An 18226-nucleotide genomic window follows, 5' to 3' on the forward strand; every position below is an offset into this window, starting at 1 on the left:
GGTCCAGGCCGATGTCGAATCCGCAAAGCTTCATAGGTTGTCATTGCGGGCTTGACCCGCAATCCATGGACGCTGGGTGCTGAAACCCCGGACTCGATCCGGGGCCGGCATGACGAGCGAAGGCTTCATGCAACCGCCTTGAGCGATTTCTGTCCAGCCGCCTGATGGTCTACCGCGGCCTTGATGAAAGAGTTGAACAGGGGGTGGCCGTCCCAGGGAGTGGACTTGAACTCGGGGTGAAACTGCACGCCCACGAACCAGGGGTGCACGTCCTGCGGCAGCTCGATAATTTCCGTGAGCTGCTCGCGCTGCGTCAGCGCCGAGATCACGAGGCCGGCCTGGCGCAGCTTGTTCAGGTAGTTGACGTTGGCCTCGTAGCGATGGCGGTGGCGCTCGGTCACGACCGGGCCGTAGATCGCGTGGGCGATGGTGCCAGGCTTGACATCCGAACTCTGGGCACCCAGACGCATCGTGCCGCCCAGGTTGGAGCTGGCATCGCGCTTTTGCACGGTGCCGTCGGCATCCAGCCACTCGTCGATCAGGGCGATCACGGGATGCGGGGTCTCGGGATCGAATTCGGTGCTGTTGGCACCGTCGAGGCCGGCCATGTGGCGGGCGTATTCGATGGTGGCGACCTGCATGCCCAGGCAGATGCCCAGGTAGGGAATGCCGTGCTCACGGGCATATTGCGCCGCGATGATCTTGCCTTCCACGCCCCGCGTGCCGAAGCCACCGGGCACCAGGATGGCATCGAACTGGGCGAGCTGATCCGCCGTCTCGGGCGTCAGCGTCTCGGAGTCGACATATTCGATGTTGACGCGGGCATGGTTGTGGATGCCAGCGTGGCGCAGCGCCTCGTTGAGCGACTTGTACGAATCCGACAGATCGGTGTACTTGCCACACATGGCGATGGTGACGGTCTTCTTGGGGTTCTCGACTTCGTAGACCAGGTTGTCCCAGCGCGACAGGTCGGCGGGCTGGGTCTGCAATTGCAGCTTGTTGCAGATCAGGTCGTCGAGGTGCTGCTCATGCAGCATGCGCGGCACCTTGTAGATGGTGTCGGCATCCCAGACCGAGATCACGCCGGACTCGGGCACATTGGTGAACAGCGAGATCTTCTCGCGTTCATCCGCGGGGATGGCGCGGTCGGCACGGCACAGCAGGGCATCGGGCTGGATACCGATTTCACGCAGTTTCTGCACCGTGTGCTGGGTTGGCTTGGTCTTGAGCTCGCCGGCGGCCGCAATGAAGGGCACGTAGGTCAGATGCACGAAGGCGGCATTGGTCGGACCGGCCTTCAGGCACAGCTGGCGAGCCGCCTCCATGAAGGGCAGCGATTCGATGTCGCCCACGGTGCCACCGATTTCGACGATGGCCACGTCCACGGCATCCGGGGTGCCCACACCCGCCCCACGGCGAACATAGTCCTGGATCTCGTTGGTGATATGGGGAATGACCTGGACGGTCTTGCCCAGGTAATCACCACGGCGCTCTTTTTCAAGGACGCTCTGGTAGATCTGGCCGGTGGTGAAGTTGTTGGCCTTCTTCATCCTCGTGGTGATGAAGCGCTCATAGTGGCCCAGATCCAGGTCGGTTTCCGCACCGTCCTCGGTCACGAACACCTCGCCGTGCTGGAACGGCGACATGGTGCCCGGATCGACGTTGATGTACGGATCGAGCTTGATGAGGGTGACTTTGAGGCCACGCGATTCAAGAATCGCGGCCAAAGACGCGGCGGCGATGCCCTTGCCAAGCGAGGACACCACACCGCCCGTGACGAAGACAAACTTGGTCATTGCGCAAAAGCGCCCACTCATGAGAGGGCGCTGCGGTGGTAAAGAGGCATTATAGAGGGTGAGCCCCGTCCCGGACACACCCGAGGTACAGGGTTGAGCAAAACAACCTCTTCGGACGCACCATGAAACCCGTCTTGTCTGCCCTCCTGATCCTCCTTTGTTCCCTGAGCGCAGTGGCATCGACTGCGGCCAGCGCGACGGGCCCCACGCGTGCGCAGGTCATGACCTTGTTCAAGTACCAGTGTCCGATCAAGATCGGACAGTTGCTGAGCCCGACCCTCGCCGCGACGGGCGACACCAGCGCGCTGGTCAAGGACGCGTGCACATGCGTCGATGAGCGCATGGCCCTCATCCCGGAACGCGTCCCCCACAGCGCGCTGCCCGCACTGGCCGTGGCGGACATGTTGGCCTGCAGCCGCGCCAGTGTCACCGAACACCACCGGACGCAGATCCAGTCGGCTTATGGCGCCAGTCTGGCAGCCAGGGGCTGGCAGACTGCGCACATCGAGACCCTGAGCCAATGCATGGCGCAGCAACACTGGCGCCAGGTGAGCCAGGCCGGTCTGCAGGGCGAGCAGCTCGGCTTGAACCTCCCAGCCCTCTGGAAGGAATGCGCCGCGCAAGCGGGACACGCGAGCGAGCCCATCCCCACCCAGATCAAGTGAAGGCGGCACCGAGCGGCGCATAATGCGCTCCGGTCAAACCGGAGCCCGTAGGCTCCCTGATTGGGAAACGCCGTGCTATTTGCTGTTCGCATGCTCTTGCTGTGCATGCATTTCTTCGTGGCCAGCCTGCTCGGATTGCTGGTCGGCCTCCTGCGCCCATTCAACCCAGACAACAGCCGCATCTGCTCACGGCTCTACGCCGTGCCAGCTCAATGGATCCTGGGCTGGAAGGTGCAACTGGACGCAGACAGCCTGCTGAATCATCAGCGACCCGCCGTGATCGTGGCCAACCATCTGTCCAATCACGACCTGCTGACCTTTGGCCGCGTGGTGCCAGAGCGCACCGTCAGCCTGGGCAAGACCAGCCTGAAGTGGATCCCCCTGTTTGGTCAGGTCTACTGGCTGGCAGGCAACGTGCTGATTGACCGGGGCAACGCCTTTCAGGCCAAGAAGGCCATGCAGACCACCACGGACACACTGCAGCACAAGGACATGTCGCTGTGGGTCTTCGCCGAGGGCACCCGCGGTCACGGCAAGGGGCTGCAGCCCTTCAAGAAAGGGGCATTCCAGATGGCCATCGCCGCAGGCGTGCCCATCGTGCCGGTGTGCGCCAACAACTATGTGCGTGGCATGAACCTCAACCGATGGCACAGCGGCACCATCATCATCCGCGCCCTGCCCCCCATCCCGACCACCGGCCTGACACTGGCCGACATGCCCGCGCTGATGAAGACCTGCCACGAGCGCATGAAGGCCTGCATCGACGAACTCGATCGTGAGGCAGGCACCACGGCCTGATCAGCCGTTGGGCGCCGCGATCTTGCTCAGCGGGTTCATGGCCTGCGGCTGCGATGCCGCACTGGAGGTCAGGTCCGGCTGGTCTCCATTCCAGGTCGGATCGGGGATGGAGTCAAAGACCTGACGCAGGCGCTGCCCCCAGGTGCTGCGGATCATGCGGAAGTAGGCATTGCTCTCGTCGATGTTGATGAGCTTGTCCACACGCAATGCATCGGCCTCGTAGACCAGCAGATCCAGCGGCAGTCCGACCGACAGATTGGACTTGAGGGTCGAGTCCATCGAGATCAGCGCGCACTTGGCCGCCTCTTCGAGCGGGGTGTTGGGCGTGACCACGCGGTCAATCACCGGCTTGCCGTACTTGGACTCGCCGATCTGGAAGTAGCACACGCCATCAATGCCGGCCTCGACAAAATTGCCGGCCGCATAGACATTGAACAGGCGCATGGTCTCGCCCTTGATCTGGCCGCCGATGATCAGGCTGCAATTGAAGTCGATGCCATGCTGCTTGAGAGCCTCGGCATCACGGGCATACACCTTGCGCACGGCGCTGCCAACGATGCGGGCCACGTCAAAGAGACTGCGTGCCGTCCACAGGGTGACGTGATCTCCATCGGGCCCGGGAATGCTCTCGTCGTTGAGCAGTTGCTTGACCGCCTGAGTGATGGCCAGATTGCCCGCCGACAGCAGTACCAGCACCCGGTCGCCCGGTTTTTCGTACACCGTCATCTTGCGGAAGGTGCTGATCTGGTCCATGCCCGCATTGGTGCGGGAGTCAGACATGAAGACCAGTCCGGAATGAAGGCGCATGGCCACGCAATAGGTCATGATGAGATCACCGATTTCAGTTGGTAGAGCGCGTCGAGCGCTTCTCTCGGGGTCAGGGTATCTGGATCAATGCTGGCCAGCAAGGCCAGGGTGGCCAGCTCTGACGGTGTTGCAAGGTCGGTGCCAGCACCTGGCTCGGGCAGGTCGGGCATGCTCAGGGGCCGTACGCCCCCGGCCGCGCCGCTGAGGTCGGCGAACAGATCGATCTGGTCGTCGTGCTGGCGCTGCTGGGCTTCCAGCGCATCCAGCGCCACCCGCGCCTGACGAATCAGGCTGGGGGGCATGCCGGCCAGTCGGGCCACTTGCACGCCGTAACTGCGGCTGGCCGGGCCCGCCTGCAGTTCGTGCAGGAAGACAATGTCGTCGCCCGCCTCGGCCACGCCCACGTGCACGTTGGCCGCGCGGGGGTGCTTCTCTGGCAATGTGGTCAGCTCGAAGTAATGTGTCGCGAACAGGGTGAAGGCCTTGTTGCGGTCATGCAGATGGCTGGCGATGGCGCCGGCCAGGGCCAGACCATCAAAGGTGGAGGTGCCCCGCCCGATCTCGTCCATCAGTACCAGGGAGTGCTCGGTCGCCCCATGAATGATGGCGGCCGCCTCGGTCATCTCCAGCATGAAGGTCGACTGCGCATTGGCCAGGTCATCGGCCGCGCCGATCCGGGTGTGGATGGCATCGATCGGCCCCAGACGGCAGGACTGCGCGGGCACGTAGGAGCCCATGTAGGCCAGCAGCACGATGAGCGCCACCTGACGCATGAAAGTCGATTTACCCCCCATGTTCGGGCCGGTCACGATCAGCATGCGGCGGTTGGCGTCCAGGCGGCAATCGTTGGGGATGAAGCTGACGCCGCTGGATTCGGCCAGGCGCGCCTCGACCACCGGGTGGCGCCCCTTGTCGATCTCGATGCAGGGCATGGACACGAACTCGGGCTGGGTCCAGCCCAGGGTAGCGGCACGCTCGGCCAGGGCCGCCAGCGCGTCGACACTGGCCAGGGCCCGTGCCATGGCGCCCAAGGTGCCCAGGTGCCCCTGCAGCTCGTCGATGAGTTGATCGAACAGATACTTCTCGCGGGCCAGGGCCCGATCCTGCGCAGACAAGGCCTTGTCCTCGAAGGCTTTCAGCTCAGGCGTGATGAAGCGTTCAGCGTTCTTGAGCGTCTGGCGGCGCTGGTAGTCCAGCGGCACCTTGTCGGCCTGGCTCTGGGTGACCTCGATGTAAAAGCCATGGACCTTGTTGTACTGGACACGCAGATTGCCGATGCCGGTGCGGGCGCGCTCGCGCGCCTCCAGCTCCAGCAGGAAGGCATCGCAGTTGGACGAGATGGCCCGCAGCTCATCCAGATCGGCATCGAAGCCAGACGCGATCACCCCGCCATCGCGGATCAGCACGGCGGGCGTTTCGGCGATGGTGCGCATGAGCCGCTCGGCGATGGCCGGATCCGGCTGCAGGCTGGCATGCACCTCGTCGAGCAAGGCGCAGCCATGGGGCACGCGCTCACGCAGCACCGGCAGGGACAAAAGGGTGTCGCGCAGACCAGCCAGCTCGCGCGGGCGGACCTGCCGCAGGGCGATGCGGGCAGTGATGCGCTCAGCATCGCTGACCTGGCGCAGGGCCTCGCGCAGGCTGTCATAACCCTGGCTCAGGCTGGGCGGGTTGAGCAGCAGATCGATGGCGGCATGGCGCTCCTGCCCCACGCGGCGATCACGCGCCGGATGGGTGATCCAGTGGCGCAGGGCTCGGCTACCCATGCCGGTGCGGCAGGTGTCCAGCAAGGACAACAAGGTGGGCGAATCCTCGCCCCGCAAGGTCTGTGTCAGCTCCAGGTTGCGCAGCGTGGCGGGCGGCAGGTCCAGCAGATCGCTGCTGCGCGGCACGGTGAGCGTGGTGACGTGGGCCAGTGCCCTGCCCTGCGTGTGCTCTGCATAACTGAGCAGGGCCGCCGCCGCCGCGTGTCCCAGTGTCAGGGTATCAGCATGGAAGGCCTGCAGATGGCTGACCTTGAGCTGCTCGCACAGCTTGCGCTGTCCCAGGCCCGCATCGAATTGCCAGGTCGGGCGTGGCGTGAAGGCCGTGCCCCGGGGCTGGGCGATCCAGGGCGCCAGTGCGGGGGGCACCCGGTCGCGGTCATAGATCACCTCGGCCGGCTGCAGCCGAGCCAGCCAGCCCGCCAGATCACGCTGGGTGCACTCGGTCAGGCCCAGAGTGCCGCTGGCCATGCCCAGCCAGGCCAGCGCACAAGGGGTCGTGTCGGATGATTTGGCCACCCCTCCCCGCGTGGCTTGCGTGACCACGGCCACCAGCAAGGCGTCGGCCCGTTCGTTGAGCAGTTCAGCGTCGGTCAGCGTGCCGGGGGTGACCACGCGCACCACCTTGCGCTCGACCGGGCCCTTGCTGGCCCCCACCTCACCCACCTGCTCGCAAATGGCCACCGATTCGCCCATCTTGATCAGCTTGGCCAGATAGGTTTCCACGGCATGCACCGGCACGCCTGCCATGATCACGGGCTCGCCCGCCGACTGGCCGCGCACGGTCACGGTGATGTCGATCAGGCGGTTGGCCTTGCGGGCATCATCAAAGAACAGCTCGTAGAAATCCCCCATGCGGTAGAACACGAGCGTGTCCGGATGCTCCGATTTGATGCGCAGGTACTGCTGCATCATGGGGGTGTGGGCACTGAAGTCGCTCAAGATGGGACCCGCAAGTTCAAACCATCCATTTTAGAGCGCCAGACGTGACAATGCCCGGCACTGCAAGGCAGTCACCGGGCATCAGGGGGGAGCAGCGCCTGAAAACTCAGGCCCTGGCCACCATCAACACGAGATCACAGGATCACGGGATCGGTCGGGGTGGTGGTGTCGTCGTCATCACCACAGTCCGGCTTGGGATTGCACTTGGGCTTCGGGTGGCACTTGGGCTTGGGATCGCACTTGGGCTTGGAGGGCTTGGCGCAGCTCTTCTTTTTATGGGAGCCGCAGGAACCAGCACCTGCCACCATCAGCACTTCTTGTTGAACCAGTTGACGCATGGAGTTCTCCTATTTGAACTTGAAACAGCGGTAAATCGGTGTCATCAGCGGCCCGGACTGCAAAACCTGACCTTGAGTGCTGTCGACTGTAGCGAGGATTGATCAGGTCGTGTTGCGGGATCTCACCGACCCGCCTGAAATGCGGGATGGATTTGGCATTTCACGACCCTCATCCCCCATGAACAAGGGGGATGCATCCCCCTCATGGAAGACTCAGAAAGGGGCGTCCCCGCCTCGCTTGCCCGACTCAGCCGCCTTGGCTGCCGCGGTGATGCGTTTGCGCGTCACAGGCTTGGGCTCTTCGGCCTGGGCCTCATCCTGCGCGGTCGCTTCTGCCGATTGCAGAGCCGCGACCACCTCCTCGGACGCATCGGCTGATGCCTCGCCCTGAATGCCGTCCGCCAGGGCGGCATCGGCGATCACCCGGCTGTAGGGCTCCAGGGTCTTGACCAGTTGGCCGTAGATGCGAGGCGTGCCGGCCACGATCTCGCGCTGGAACAGGAAGTCGGCCTCGCCGGTGAAGTTGCCCACCAGGCCACCGGCTTCCGTGATCATCAGAGAGCCTGCAGCGATGTCCCAGGGGCTCAGGCCGGTTTCAAAGAACCCGTCATAGAAGCCCGCCGCCACGTAGCACAGGTCCAGCGAGGCAGCGCCCGGGCGGCGCAGGCCGGCGCACTGCACCATCACCTCTTCGAACATCTTCATGTAACGCTGGAAGTTGTCGCCCTTGCGGAAGGGAAAGCCCGTGCCAATCAGGCTGTCGAGCATGCGGGTGCGCTTGGACACGCGCAGGCGGCGGTCGTTCAGGTAGGCGCCCTTGCCACGCGAGGCATAGAAAAGATCATTGCGTGCGGGGTCGTAGACCACAGCCTGCTGCACCTGACCGCGCCAGGCCAGGGCGATGGACACGGCGTAGACCGGAAAACCATGGATGAAGTTGGTGGTGCCGTCAAGAGGATCGATGATCCAGACGAACTCGCTGGTCTTGTTGCCACGCTCACGGCCGGACTCTTCAGCCAGGATGCCGTGGGTGGGATATGCGCCCAGGATGGTGTCGATGATGGCGGCCTCGGCGGCCAAGTCGACCTCGGTGACGAAGTCGTTGTGCGACTTGGACGAGACCTGCAGACGCTCGACATCGAGCGCGGCCCGGTTGATGATCGCCCCGGCTGCGCGAGCAGCTTTGATGGCGATATTGAGCATGGGATGCAGGGCTTGTGACATGGGTCGACCAGTAAAGACAGAAAAAGACACGCGCACAGGCACAAAACGGCCTGAGCGGATCGAATGGGGGCGCAGCGGTGAACAAAGAACGAGCGAGAATGGAAGATTCTACTGAGTTCGCCGTTTTTTTGCACCCCCTTTTCAGTGGATTTTGAGTGTTTTCAAAGGCTTATGTGTGACTTCTGAAGTTCACCCCGACCCCACCCGCTTCATTCTGATCGGCACCAGCCACCCGGGCAATGTGGGCGCCACGGCCCGCGCCATGAAGGTCATGGGCTTTTCCGAGCTGGTGCTGGTGCGCCCGCGCTTTGCCGACGTGCTGGTGCAGGAAGACACCGTGGCCATGGCCAGCGGCGCGGCCGACATCCTGGTGCGCGCACGCATCGTGGACTCGCTGGCCGAGGCCCTGGAAGGGGTGAGCTATGCCATCGGCACGGCCATGACGCCGCGTGATTTCGGGCCACCCACCATCACCCCGCGCGACGGCCTGGGCGCGCTGGCACGGGCCACACCGGCCCACAAGGTGGGCTTCGTGTTCGGCAGTGAACGCTATGGCATGGCCAATGAGGATGTCTACCGCTGCCATGCCGTCATCAGCATTCCCACGAACCCCGACTATGGCTCCTTGAACCTTGCTCAAGCGGTGCAGGTGCTGGCCTACGAATGGCGACAGGCACTGGGCAGCTTCCCCGTGAGCGAGCGCACCGCCGAACCCGATCTGGCCGATGGCCGCACCGTGCAAGGCATGCTCGACCATTGGGAACAAGCGCTCACGGCATTGGGCTTTCTGGATCCGGCCGCCCCCAAGAAGCTGATGCCCCGCTTGAACCAGATGTTCAACCGCGCGCAGTTGCGTCAGGAAGAAATCCACATCCTGCGCGGTGTGGCCAAGGCCATGCTTGAAAAGACCAAGCCTTGAGCCTTGGGCCCGAAGCGAAACCTCATGCCGTCGGGGGTGTTGGCCTGACGGCTAAACTGATCGCCATTGATTCGAAAAACAAATAAGCCGCCCCATGCTTTTTGCCCGTCTGCGCGAAGACATCGCCTGCATCCTTGAACGCGATCCTGCGGCCCGCACCGCCTGGGAAGTGCTGACCTGCTACCCCGGTCTGCACGCCCTGGCCATGCACCGCTGCGCGCACTGGTGCTGGACGCATGGCCTCAAGTGGCTGGGCCGCTGGATCTCTCACTGGGCGCGTTTTTTCACCGGCATCGAGATTCATCCTGGCGCCACCATGGGCCGCCGCGTCTTCATTGACCACGGCATGGGGGTTGTCATCGGCGAGACCGCTGAAGTCGGCGATGGCTGCACCATCTACCAGGGCGTGACCCTGGGCGGCACCTCGCTGAGCAAGGGCGCCAAACGGCACCCCACGCTGGGCAAGGGCGTGATCGTGGGCGCCAACGCGCAGGTGCTGGGAGGCTTCACGGTGGGTGATGGCGCACGCGTGGGCTCCAATGCGGTCGTGACCAAGCCGGTGCCCGAGAACGCCACCGCCGTGGGCAACCCGGCGCGCATCATCGTGGCCAAGGCCACGGTGCTCGACGAAGATCAGGCCAAGCGCGAGGCCCTGGCTGCGCGCATGGGCTTTTCTGCCTACGGCGTGACCGAGGGAGATGACCCTCTGTCACAAGCCTTGCGGGGGCTGATCGATCATGCCTCCGGACACGAGCACCAGATCGCCCTGCTCTGGAAGACCATCGAAACCCTGGCCCGGGATGCCAAGTCCGATGACGCACGCGGCTGCATGCCCCATGACGCACAGACCCGAGAGTGCTTCGATGCAGAGGAACTGAACCGGCTGGTCAAGTGAGCCGCTCGGCCTCACAGCCTGGTGAATGCGCTGCCCCCCTATACCAGGTGGTGTGGCCTGAATGACAGCCTGTAACATATCGAGGTTCGATCAACAGCATCCGTTGTCGATCGCCTGAACAGATTCACACCTCCTGGGAACCAGCCATGTCTCATCACGTCACTCGCATTGCGGCCGCCATGGCTGTCGCCCTGTGCGCCAGCCTCGCTCAAGCAGCTCCCACAGTCGGGGTGTTCACCGGCAGCGCGCCTGGCCAAGGGCTGGATCTGCAAGGTGACTTCACCTACGCCCTGACGATGAACCCCGGCGCTGCGGGTGTCACACTGGGCGACGCCACCTTCACCAATGCCTTCGCCACCTCGGGTGTGGGCCTGGGCTACGCCAACTACATTGGCAACTGGTACCCCGCGAGCTACGAGCCCAGCACCTTGGGCGCCGTCATGCAGTCGATCATCTGGACGCCCGCCAATGGCGCAGCAGACTCCCAAGTGGTCACCTTGAGCCTGGGCAATCTGCAAGTGGGTCAGACCTACAAGGTTCAGTTGCTGTTCGCGGAAGCATGCTGCGCTCGGGGCTTTGACATCTACCAGGATGGCGTCAAGCAGGCCGATGACGTGTCGCCCTACGCCCTCACCGGCGGTGTGACCTACAACCCGAACCAGAGCGCCGTGTTCACCAACACCTTTGTGGCCACGGCCTCCACCGTGGTGTTCGGTCTGGGCGGTCAGGCTGCCTACGGCGACAACAACCCCATCCTGAACGCCGCCACGCTGGAAAGCATCCCTTCAGCCGTGCCGGAGGCCAGCGCCTATGGCATGGCCCTGGCCGGCCTGCTCGTGGTGGGCGCCCTGGCTCAACGCCGCCGTCGCGCAGCATGATGCCTGCTCATGCCCAGGGGCCATGCGCCCCTTGACATGCAACTGCCCGCCTCGTGCGGGCAGTATTGTTTCTGGGCTCAGCCCAGCAGGTAGCCGCCATCCACGTTCAGGCAGGTGCCCGTGGTGTAGCTGGCCGCATCGGATGCCAGGTACAGCGCTGCCCCCGCCATCTCGCTGGGGTCGGCCACGCGGCCCATCGGCGTGTGCGCCATCACCATCTTGAGGATGGCCTCATTGGTGGTCAGGGCCGAGGCAAACTTGGTGTCGGTGGCCCCCGGCAGGATGGCGTTGACGCGCACCTTCATGGGCGCGCACTCCTTGGCAAAGGCATGGGTCATGGAGATGACGGCGGCCTTGGTGATGGAGTAGATGCCCTGGGCCATGCCCGGGATGACGCCGTTCACCGAGGCGATGTTGATGATGGAGCCGCCGCCTTGCCGTGCCATCAGCTTGGAGCCCCTCGCGCACATGAAGAAATAGCCTCGGATGTTCACATCCACGGTCTTCTGGAAGGCGCCCACATCGGTGTCGCTGATGTGCCCGAAGTAGGGATTGGCCGCCGCGTTGTTGACCAGGATGTCCAGGCGACCGAACTGCTGCTCGATGGCGGCAAAGGTGGCGTCGATCTGCGCCATCTCGCCCACATGGCAGGCCAGCACGGAGGCCTGGCCACCCGCCTCGCGGATGGAGGCGGCCACGGCTTCGCAGGGCTCGGCCTTGCGACTGGAGATGATGACGTGTGCGCCATGAGCGGCGAGCAGGCGGGCGATGGCCTCGCCGATGCCTCGGCTGGAGCCGGTGATCAGGGCCACTTTGCCGCTGAGGTCGAAGGTGTGGGGCATGGACATGGTGTGAAAGCGGTGTTTACAGGGCCGAGCCGGCCATGATGCGTTCGCAGCGCTGGCCCAGGTAGTTGGCAAACGGCCCGAAGGTGGCAAAGATGGGGTTGCGGGCGTTGCCCTGCTGGTAGCGCTGATAGATCTGCTGGACGATGCCCATCAGGCGGAAAAGGCCATAGACCTCATAGAAGTCAAAGTTGGCCACGCTCCATCCGGTCTGACGGCCGTAGTACTCGATGACCTCCCGGCGCGTGAGCATGCCCGGCGCGTTGGTCGGCTGGCGGCGCGAGCCCAGCATGAAGGCGTCATCATCGGCCTGCACCCAATAGGCCAGGGAGTTGCCCAGGTCCATCATGGGATCGCCCAGGGTGGCCATTTCCCAGTCGAGCACGCCGATGACCCGGAGCGGGTCCTGCGGGTCCAGCACCACATTGTCGAAGCGGAAATCGTTGTGGATCAGGCGGATGGCCACTTCCTTGGCGGGCTGCTTGTCGTGCAGCCACTGCATGACCGATTCGAAATCGCCGACATCGTCCGTGCGCGCAGCGCGGAAACGCTTGCTCCAGCCCTCGACCTGGCGGGACACATAGCCCTCCCCCTTGCCCAGACTGCTCAGCCCCGCCGCCTGAGGGTCGAGCTGGTGCAACTCGATCAGCTTGTCGATGACGTTGAGGCACAGCTGCCGGGTTCTGTCGGCATCCAGACCCAACTCGGGCGGGAACTCCTGGCGGGGAATGACCCCCACCAGGCGCTCCATCACGTAGAAAGGCGCGCCCATGACCTCGCTGTCCTCGCAGATGGCGTAGATCTCGGGCACGGCCGGGTAGACCGGGCGCAGCAGCTTCATGATCTGTGCCTCACGCACCACGTCATGGGCTGACTTGGCGATGTGACCAAAAGGCGGTCGGCGCAGGATCAGGTCCCGGTTGGCATAGCTGATCTGGTAGGTCAGGTTGGATGCGCCCCCTGGGAACTGGCGGATCTGCGGCTCGCCATCGAGCTGCAGGCCCTGGGCCCGCAGATAGGCCCCCACCTTGACCAGGTCGACTTCCTCGCCGGCACGCACCGCCACGGCGCTGTCGATCATCGATGTGCTCATCTCGCTTGTCTTTCTCGAACTCAAAGGGGTGGATCAGGCCTCGCCACGCGCCAGACGCTGACGCGCCAGCTCGAACTTGGCCACCACTTTACGGTGAACTTCATCCGGGCCATCGGCCAGGCGCACCGTGCGCACATAGGCCGCCAGGGTGCTCAAGGGCGTGTCCAGCGTCACACCCAGGGCCCCGTGCATCTGGATGGCCGCATCAATCACCACCTGGGCCATGTTGGGCGCCACCACCTTGATCATGGAGATCTCGCTCATGGCTGCTTTCACGCCCACCGTGTCCATCATCCAGGCCGCCTTGAGGGTCAGCAGGCGCGCCTGCTCAATGGCCATGCGGGCATTGGCGATCACATCCACATTGCCCCCCAGCTGATTCAAGGGCTTGCCGAAGGCGATGCGCTTGTCGCCGCGCTCGCTCATCAGGGCCAGCGCCCGCTCGGCCCCACCGATGCAGCGCATGCAATGGTGGATGCGGCCGGGGCCCAGGCGGCCCTGGGCGATCTCGAAGCCCCGGCCCAGCCCGGCAATGATGTTCTCCCTGGGCACACGCACGTTCTCGAACACGACCTCGCCGTGACCGAAGGGCTCGTCATACACACCAAAGGCGGGCAGCATGCGCTCGATCTTCACGCCGGGCGCATCCAGCGGCACCAGGATCATGGAGTGGCGCTTGTGGCGCTCGGCCGTCGGGTCGGTCAAGCCCATGAAGATCAGGATCTTGCAGTTCGGGTGGCCAATGCCCGAGCTGAACCACTTGCGGCCGTTGATCACGACCTCGTCACCCTCGGGAACGGCCGTGGCCTCCATGTTGGTGGCGTCGGACGAGGCCACGCCGGGCTCGGTCATGCAAAAGGCAGAGCGAATCTGGCCCGCCAGCAGAGGGGTCAGCCAGCGCTCCTGCTGCGCAGCCGAGCCGTACATGTGCAGCACTTCCATGTTGCCGGTGTCTGGCGCATTGCAGTTGAACACCTCGGCTGCCATGGTGTTGTGGCCCATCAGCTCGGCCAGGGCCGCGTACTCGGACACCTTCAGGCCCGCGCCGTGGTGCGGATCGGGCAGAAAGAGGTTCCACAGACCGGCCGCACGGGCACGGGCCTTGAGGTCTTCCATGATGGCGGGCTGACGCCACTGGCGCCAGTCGGCCACGCCGGTCAATTGGGCGTGGTACGCCTCCTCGGCCGGCATGACGTGGTCGCGCATGAAGGTCTTGACGCGTTCGATGTATTCCTGGGCGCGGGGGGAGTGGCCAAAGTCCATGGTCTTGTCCTGGTGGATGCCGCACTCGCAGTGCGGGCCTGGGGAGGGATGCCGCAGTGTAGAAAGCCCATCACAATGAATCAAATGAATTGTCTGAATTGACATACATTCATGATGTGAATCTCAACAAGATCGACCTCAATCTGTTTCTGGTGTTCGATGCCATCGTGCAAACGGGCTCGCTCACCAGCGCATCTCGCGAACTGCACCTCAGTCAGCCCGCCGTCAGCCACGCCCTGGCCCGACTGCGCGACCACCTGGGCGACGCGCTGTTCACCCGACAAGGACGCCGCATGGTGCCCACGCCCTATGCCCGCCAACTCACCCCGGTGGTGCGCCAGGCCTTGTCACACCTGCAGGCGGGCCTGCGCGAGCCCGGGCAGGGCTTTGCCCCCGACACGTCCGACCGCGTGTTCACCATCGGCATGCGTGACATCCTGGAATCCCTCACCCTGCCCGGCCTGATGGCCCACATCCGCCAGCACGCGCCCGGGGTCAGCGTCAACAGCATCCAGATCGAACGCCACGACATCGCCGATGCCCTGCGACAGGGGCGTGTGGACGTGGTGGTCGACATCGCCCTGCCGGTCGCACCGGAAGTGCAGCACAGCCGCCTGTTGCTCGACAAGCTGGTGGTGGTGGCCCGCGCCGATCACCCGGTGGTCGGCGCGGGGCCCTTGCGCCTGGATGCCTTTCTGGAGGCCTCGCACGTGCTGGTGTCCGCGCGGCGCCAGGGGCTGGGGCTGGAAGACTACGAACTCAGCCGGCAGGGCTTGCGCCGCCAGATCGGCCTGCGCTGCCGGCATTACTTCGCCGCTTGCCGCGTGGTCAGCATGACCGACATGCTGCTGACCATGCCCGAACAATATGCCCGCGTGGCCAACCGGCAGTTCGATAATGTGCTGCACGCCTTCCCGCTGACCTCGGCCCAGCTCGATGCCCATCTGTACTGGCATGCTGCTGCGGAAGATGACCCCACCAACCAATGGTTGCGCGCCCAGGTGATCCGGGCCGTGAACCAGGAAATCGAGGCCTCCACATGCGCCACACGCTGACCCTGATCGCCCTGTCCTCCGCCTTGCTGGCCGGCTGCGGCACGCAGGTCGTCAACCCCGTTACCGGCAAGACCGAGCGCTCCGTCATGGACGAGAAGACCGAGCTGGCCGAAGGCCGCAAGGCCCATGAGCAGGTGCTCCAGGAATATGGTGTCTACCCCGATGCCCGGGTGCAGACCTATGTAAAGCAACTGGGGCAGAAGCTGGCCGCCCAGTCCCACCGCTCGACCCTGCCCTGGACCTTCACGGTGCTGGACAGCCCCGAGGTCAATGCCTTCGCCCTGCCCGGTGGGTTCGTCTATGTCACGCGGGGCCTGATGGCCTACATGAACAGCGAGGCCGAACTCGCGGGGGTGATCGGCCATGAGATCGGCCACGTCACCGCACGCCATGGCGCGCAGCGCGCCACCAAACAGCAGGACGCCGGTCTGGGCGTGCTGGCCGCCACGGTGCTGGGCGCGGTACTGGAGGGCCAAGGCATCAAGGGTGCGGGGCGCATCGCCAGCGACCTGTCGCAGACGGTTGCTGCGGGCTACATTGCCAGCTACAGCCGCGAGCAGGAACTGCAGGCCGATGGTCTGGGGGCTGAGTACCTGGCACGCAACCAGTACGACCCCGGGCACATGGTGGATGTGATCTCGGCCCTCAAGAACCAGGAGCGTTATGCCGCCGACCAGGCTCGGGCCGCCGGACGCCAGGCCCCCTCGGGAGCGAACTGGCTGTCATCGCACCCCAGCAATGACCAGCGGCTCAAAGACATCCAGCGGGTGGCCGAGCATTACCGCGCACAACAGAAGTCCAGCTACGGTGACGACGGGCGCGCACGCTATCTGCCACTTCTGAATGGCCTGACCTTTGGCGAAAGCGCCGACCAGGGCCTGACGCGCGGACAGCATTTCTACCACGTGCCCCTGGGCTTTGCGGTGACCGCCCCCGAGGGCTGGAAGATCCAGAACGGCAGCGACACCCTGGCCCTGATCAACCCGGACAGCAGTGCGGGCCTGGTGGTGAAGGTCGTCCCCAAGGACGCCGGGCAGACGCCCGAAGAGATCGTGCGCAAGGTCATCCAGCCCACGCAAGGCCAGTTCCAGAACACCCAGCTCAACGGTCTGCAGGCCTCACGCTTCACGGGTCAGCGCCGCAACAGCCAGGGGCAGCTCCAGAACGTGGAGGCCACGGTCGTCAGCGGCCCCACAGGTCAGCGCTTCATCCTGCTGCCCTCCGGCAGGGACACGCAGACCTTGCAGCGTGCCCGCACCGGCCTGCAACAGGCCGAGAACTCCTTCCGCCCCCTGAGCGCGGCCGACCGCAACGCGGCCAGGCCCTGGGTTCTGCAAACCACGCCCTATCCCAAGGGTGGCTTTGCCCAACTGGCACGGCAATCCCCTCTGGGCGATATGCCTGAGGGACAGTTGCGCCTGATCAACGGCTACTACACCGGTGGCGAGCCCACCGTGGGGCAGACGGTCAAGGTCGTGGGCACCGCGCGCTGAGCTTCAGCGCCGGGCCGACTTGGGCCGAAAGGCGTCGCACACGGCCGGGTCGGACTCGATGTAGGGCCCGCCGATCAGGTCGATGCAATACGGCACCGCGGCAAAGATGCCTGGCACGACCGCCTTGCCCGCCTCGTCCTTGAGCCCTTCCAGCGTCTCCGCGATCGACTTGGGCTGCCCGGGCAGGTTGAGGATCAGCGCCCGCCCCCGGATCACCGCCGTCTGACGTGACAGGATGGCCGTGGGCACGAAGCGCAGGCTGATCTGGCGCATCTGCTCGCCAAAGCCTGGCATTTCCTTGTCCGCCACATCCAGCGTCGCCTCGGGCGTCACATCGCGTGGCGAAGGCCCCGTGCCCCCCGTGGTCAGCACCAGATCGCAGTGATCGTTGTCCACCAGCTCACGCAGGGTCTGTGCGATCTGCTCGCGCTCATCGGGGATCAGGCGCGGCACCCAGGTGATGGGATTGCGCACGGCCCGCCCCAGCCAGTCCTGCAAGGCAGGCAGGCCTTTGTCCTCGTAGATGCCCGTGCTGGCACGGTCGCTGATGGACACCACGCCGATGCGCACCGGCTCCAGGATCGCGCTCATCAGGCGTCCTCGTCTACATCAGGCACAGGAGCACCCGCCGCATCCTTGGCCGGAGCCGCGGCCTCCTGAGCCTTCTTGATGAACTGGAACAGCTCGCGGTAGGCCCGGCCATTGCGCTGCTCAGGCACCGCCGCCGCGTCCTTGCGGGCGTTGCGGATCAGGGCCCGCAACTGTTGCAGATCGGTGTCAGGGAACTCGGCCACCCAGTCCGTCAGGGCCGATTTTTCGTTCTCCAGCAACACCGTGCGCCAGCGTTCGGCCTCGTGCAACGACAGCGCGTTGCGCGCATGGCCCAACTGGAAGGCCGCCACGGCTTCGCGCAAGGGCTCGGCATCCACGCTGCGGATGACCTTGCCGATGTACTGCAGCTGACGGCGCTTGCCCTCGAAGGAGCGGGTCGTCTTGTAGTCGGCCAGGGCATCGCGCAAGCGCTCGGGCATGTCGATGTCGGCCAGTCGGCTGTCGGGCATGGCGAGCAACTGCTCGCCCAGCGCCTGCAGCTCATGGCTGGCACGCTTGAGGGCACTCTTGCTGGGTCGACGCGCGACGTCGTCGTCTTCGGGGTCGAAACCCTCGTCTTGATCAAATGCGTTCGGATTCATGTCCTCGCTATGATACGGGGGCACTCACCGACAAACCACAACATGGCCGTCAAACAAACCAAAACCGCTGCTTCCAAAGCCAAAAATGCCAAAAACGGCTTCGCCTACAGCCGCGAGCAGTTCCAAGCCCTGATCGAGGACACCCTGGCCCTGGCCAGAACGCTGGGCGCCAGCGATGCCGGCGCCGAGGTCTCCGAAGGCGTGGGGCTGTCGGTCTCAGTGCGCAAGGGCCAGTTGGAAAGCGTCGAGCGCAACCAGG

17 protein-coding genes and 1 pseudogene are annotated in these 18226 nt (G+C 64.6%); 8 read left to right on the top strand and 10 right to left on the bottom strand.

The features are described from left to right. Nucleotides 1-125: 125 nt before the first annotated feature. Nucleotides 126-1796: a CTP synthase gene (locus VFW84_RS11800; RefSeq protein WP_329680652.1), complete on the bottom strand. Its 1671-nt coding sequence runs from the start codon at nt 1794-1796 to the stop codon at nt 126-128. A 122-nt stretch (nt 1797-1918) separates the two neighbouring features. On the opposite strand from VFW84_RS11800, the gene VFW84_RS11805 reads away from it, so the two are divergent. Together VFW84_RS11805 and VFW84_RS11810 are read left to right on the top strand one after the other, a co-directional pair. Then, the gene (locus tag VFW84_RS11805) at nt 1919-2461 is read left to right on the top strand and encodes a hypothetical protein (protein ID WP_329680653.1); all 543 of its coding nucleotides are present in this window, start codon (nt 1919-1921) and stop codon (nt 2459-2461) included. Between the two features lie 72 nt (nt 2462-2533). Further along, on the top strand, nt 2534-3259 hold the full coding sequence (locus VFW84_RS11810; RefSeq protein WP_329680654.1) for a 1-acylglycerol-3-phosphate O-acyltransferase: 726 nt from the start codon (nt 2534-2536) through the stop codon (nt 3257-3259). On the opposite strand, the gene VFW84_RS11815 is transcribed toward VFW84_RS11810, so the two are convergent. The 4 genes from VFW84_RS11815 to VFW84_RS11830 all read right to left on the bottom strand — a co-directional run bounded on the left by VFW84_RS11815 (nt 3260) and on the right by VFW84_RS11830 (nt 8333). Further along, nucleotides 3260-4084 carry a proteasome-type protease gene (locus VFW84_RS11815; protein WP_329680655.1) on the bottom strand — a complete coding sequence of 275 codons (825 nt, stop codon included), beginning with the start codon at nt 4082-4084 and terminating at the stop codon, nt 3260-3262. Next, entirely contained in the window at nt 4081-6744 is a 2664-nt protein-coding gene (gene mutS, locus VFW84_RS11820) for a DNA mismatch repair protein MutS (RefSeq protein WP_329680668.1), read from the bottom strand. Before mutS ends, VFW84_RS11815 begins: the two co-directional genes overlap by 4 nt. Nucleotides 6745-6905: 161 nt before the next feature. Further along, the gene (locus tag VFW84_RS11825; RefSeq protein WP_329680656.1) at nt 6906-7109 is read right to left on the bottom strand and encodes a hypothetical protein; all 204 of its coding nucleotides are present in this window, start codon (nt 7107-7109) and stop codon (nt 6906-6908) included. A 213-nt stretch (nt 7110-7322) separates the two neighbouring features. Continuing rightward, nucleotides 7323-8333 (bottom strand): inositol monophosphatase family protein, encoded by a 1011-nt coding sequence (locus tag VFW84_RS11830; RefSeq protein ID WP_329680657.1) that lies wholly within the window; start codon nt 8331-8333, stop codon nt 7323-7325. A gap of 175 nt (nt 8334-8508) precedes the next feature. Between VFW84_RS11830 and VFW84_RS11835 the strand changes: the two genes are divergently transcribed. From VFW84_RS11835 to VFW84_RS11845, 3 genes are all read left to right on the top strand, one after another. Further along, nucleotides 8509-9252, top strand: a complete 744-nt coding sequence (locus tag VFW84_RS11835) for an RNA methyltransferase (protein WP_329680658.1) — start codon at nt 8509-8511, stop codon at nt 9250-9252. A gap of 94 nt (nt 9253-9346) precedes the next feature. Next, nucleotides 9347-10147, top strand: a complete 801-nt coding sequence (gene cysE, locus VFW84_RS11840) for a serine O-acetyltransferase (protein ID WP_329680659.1) — start codon at nt 9347-9349, stop codon at nt 10145-10147. A gap of 146 nt (nt 10148-10293) precedes the next feature. Beyond that, complete coding sequence (locus VFW84_RS11845) at nt 10294-11025, top strand: PEP-CTERM sorting domain-containing protein (RefSeq protein WP_329680660.1); 732 nt, start codon at nt 10294-10296, stop codon at nt 11023-11025. Nucleotides 11026-11102: 77 nt separating this feature from the next. Here the strand turns inward: VFW84_RS11845 and VFW84_RS11850 are convergent, their stop codons facing one another. From VFW84_RS11850 to VFW84_RS11860, 3 genes are read right to left on the bottom strand one after another with little or no spacing between them, the layout of a single operon-like run. Further along, a complete protein-coding gene (locus VFW84_RS11850) occupies nt 11103-11873 on the bottom strand; it encodes an SDR family oxidoreductase (RefSeq protein ID WP_329680661.1) in 771 nt (256 codons plus the stop codon). A gap of 16 nt (nt 11874-11889) precedes the next feature. After that, nucleotides 11890-12963, bottom strand: a complete 1074-nt coding sequence (locus VFW84_RS11855) for a phosphotransferase family protein (protein WP_329680662.1) — start codon at nt 12961-12963, stop codon at nt 11890-11892. A gap of 33 nt (nt 12964-12996) precedes the next feature. Further along, nucleotides 12997-14226: an acyl-CoA dehydrogenase family protein gene (locus VFW84_RS11860; RefSeq protein WP_329680663.1), complete on the bottom strand. Its 1230-nt coding sequence runs from the start codon at nt 14224-14226 to the stop codon at nt 12997-12999. Nucleotides 14227-14324: 98 nt separating this feature from the next. Between VFW84_RS11860 and VFW84_RS11865 the strand changes: the two genes are divergently transcribed. Together VFW84_RS11865 and VFW84_RS11870 are read left to right on the top strand one after the other, a co-directional pair. Further along, the gene (locus tag VFW84_RS11865) at nt 14325-15281 is read left to right on the top strand and encodes a LysR family transcriptional regulator (RefSeq protein ID WP_329680664.1); all 957 of its coding nucleotides are present in this window, start codon (nt 14325-14327) and stop codon (nt 15279-15281) included. Then, entirely contained in the window at nt 15266-16774 is a 1509-nt protein-coding gene (locus VFW84_RS11870; RefSeq protein WP_329680665.1) for a M48 family metalloprotease, read from the top strand. Before VFW84_RS11865 ends, VFW84_RS11870 begins: the two co-directional genes overlap by 16 nt. Before the next feature lie 3 nt (nt 16775-16777). Here VFW84_RS11870 and mog read toward each other — a convergent pair whose 3' ends face one another. Continuing rightward, nucleotides 16778-17365, bottom strand: a complete 588-nt coding sequence (gene mog / locus VFW84_RS11875) for a molybdopterin adenylyltransferase (protein WP_329680666.1) — start codon at nt 17363-17365, stop codon at nt 16778-16780. After that, nucleotides 17365-17967, bottom strand: coding sequence for a ribosome biogenesis factor YjgA (yjgA, locus tag VFW84_RS11880; protein ID WP_329680667.1), 603 nt, complete (start codon nt 17965-17967; stop codon nt 17365-17367). The genes mog and yjgA overlap by 1 nt, the downstream gene beginning before the upstream one ends. Nucleotides 17968-18009: 42 nt before the next feature. Here yjgA and pmbA point away from each other — a divergent pair. Beyond that, nucleotides 18010-18226 (top strand): annotated as a pseudogene (pmbA, locus tag VFW84_RS11885) (metalloprotease PmbA); the annotation flags it as partial.

This window comes from Aquabacterium sp. (assembly GCF_036279655.1).
Lineage (GTDB): Bacteria > Pseudomonadota > Gammaproteobacteria > Burkholderiales > Burkholderiaceae_C > Aquabacterium.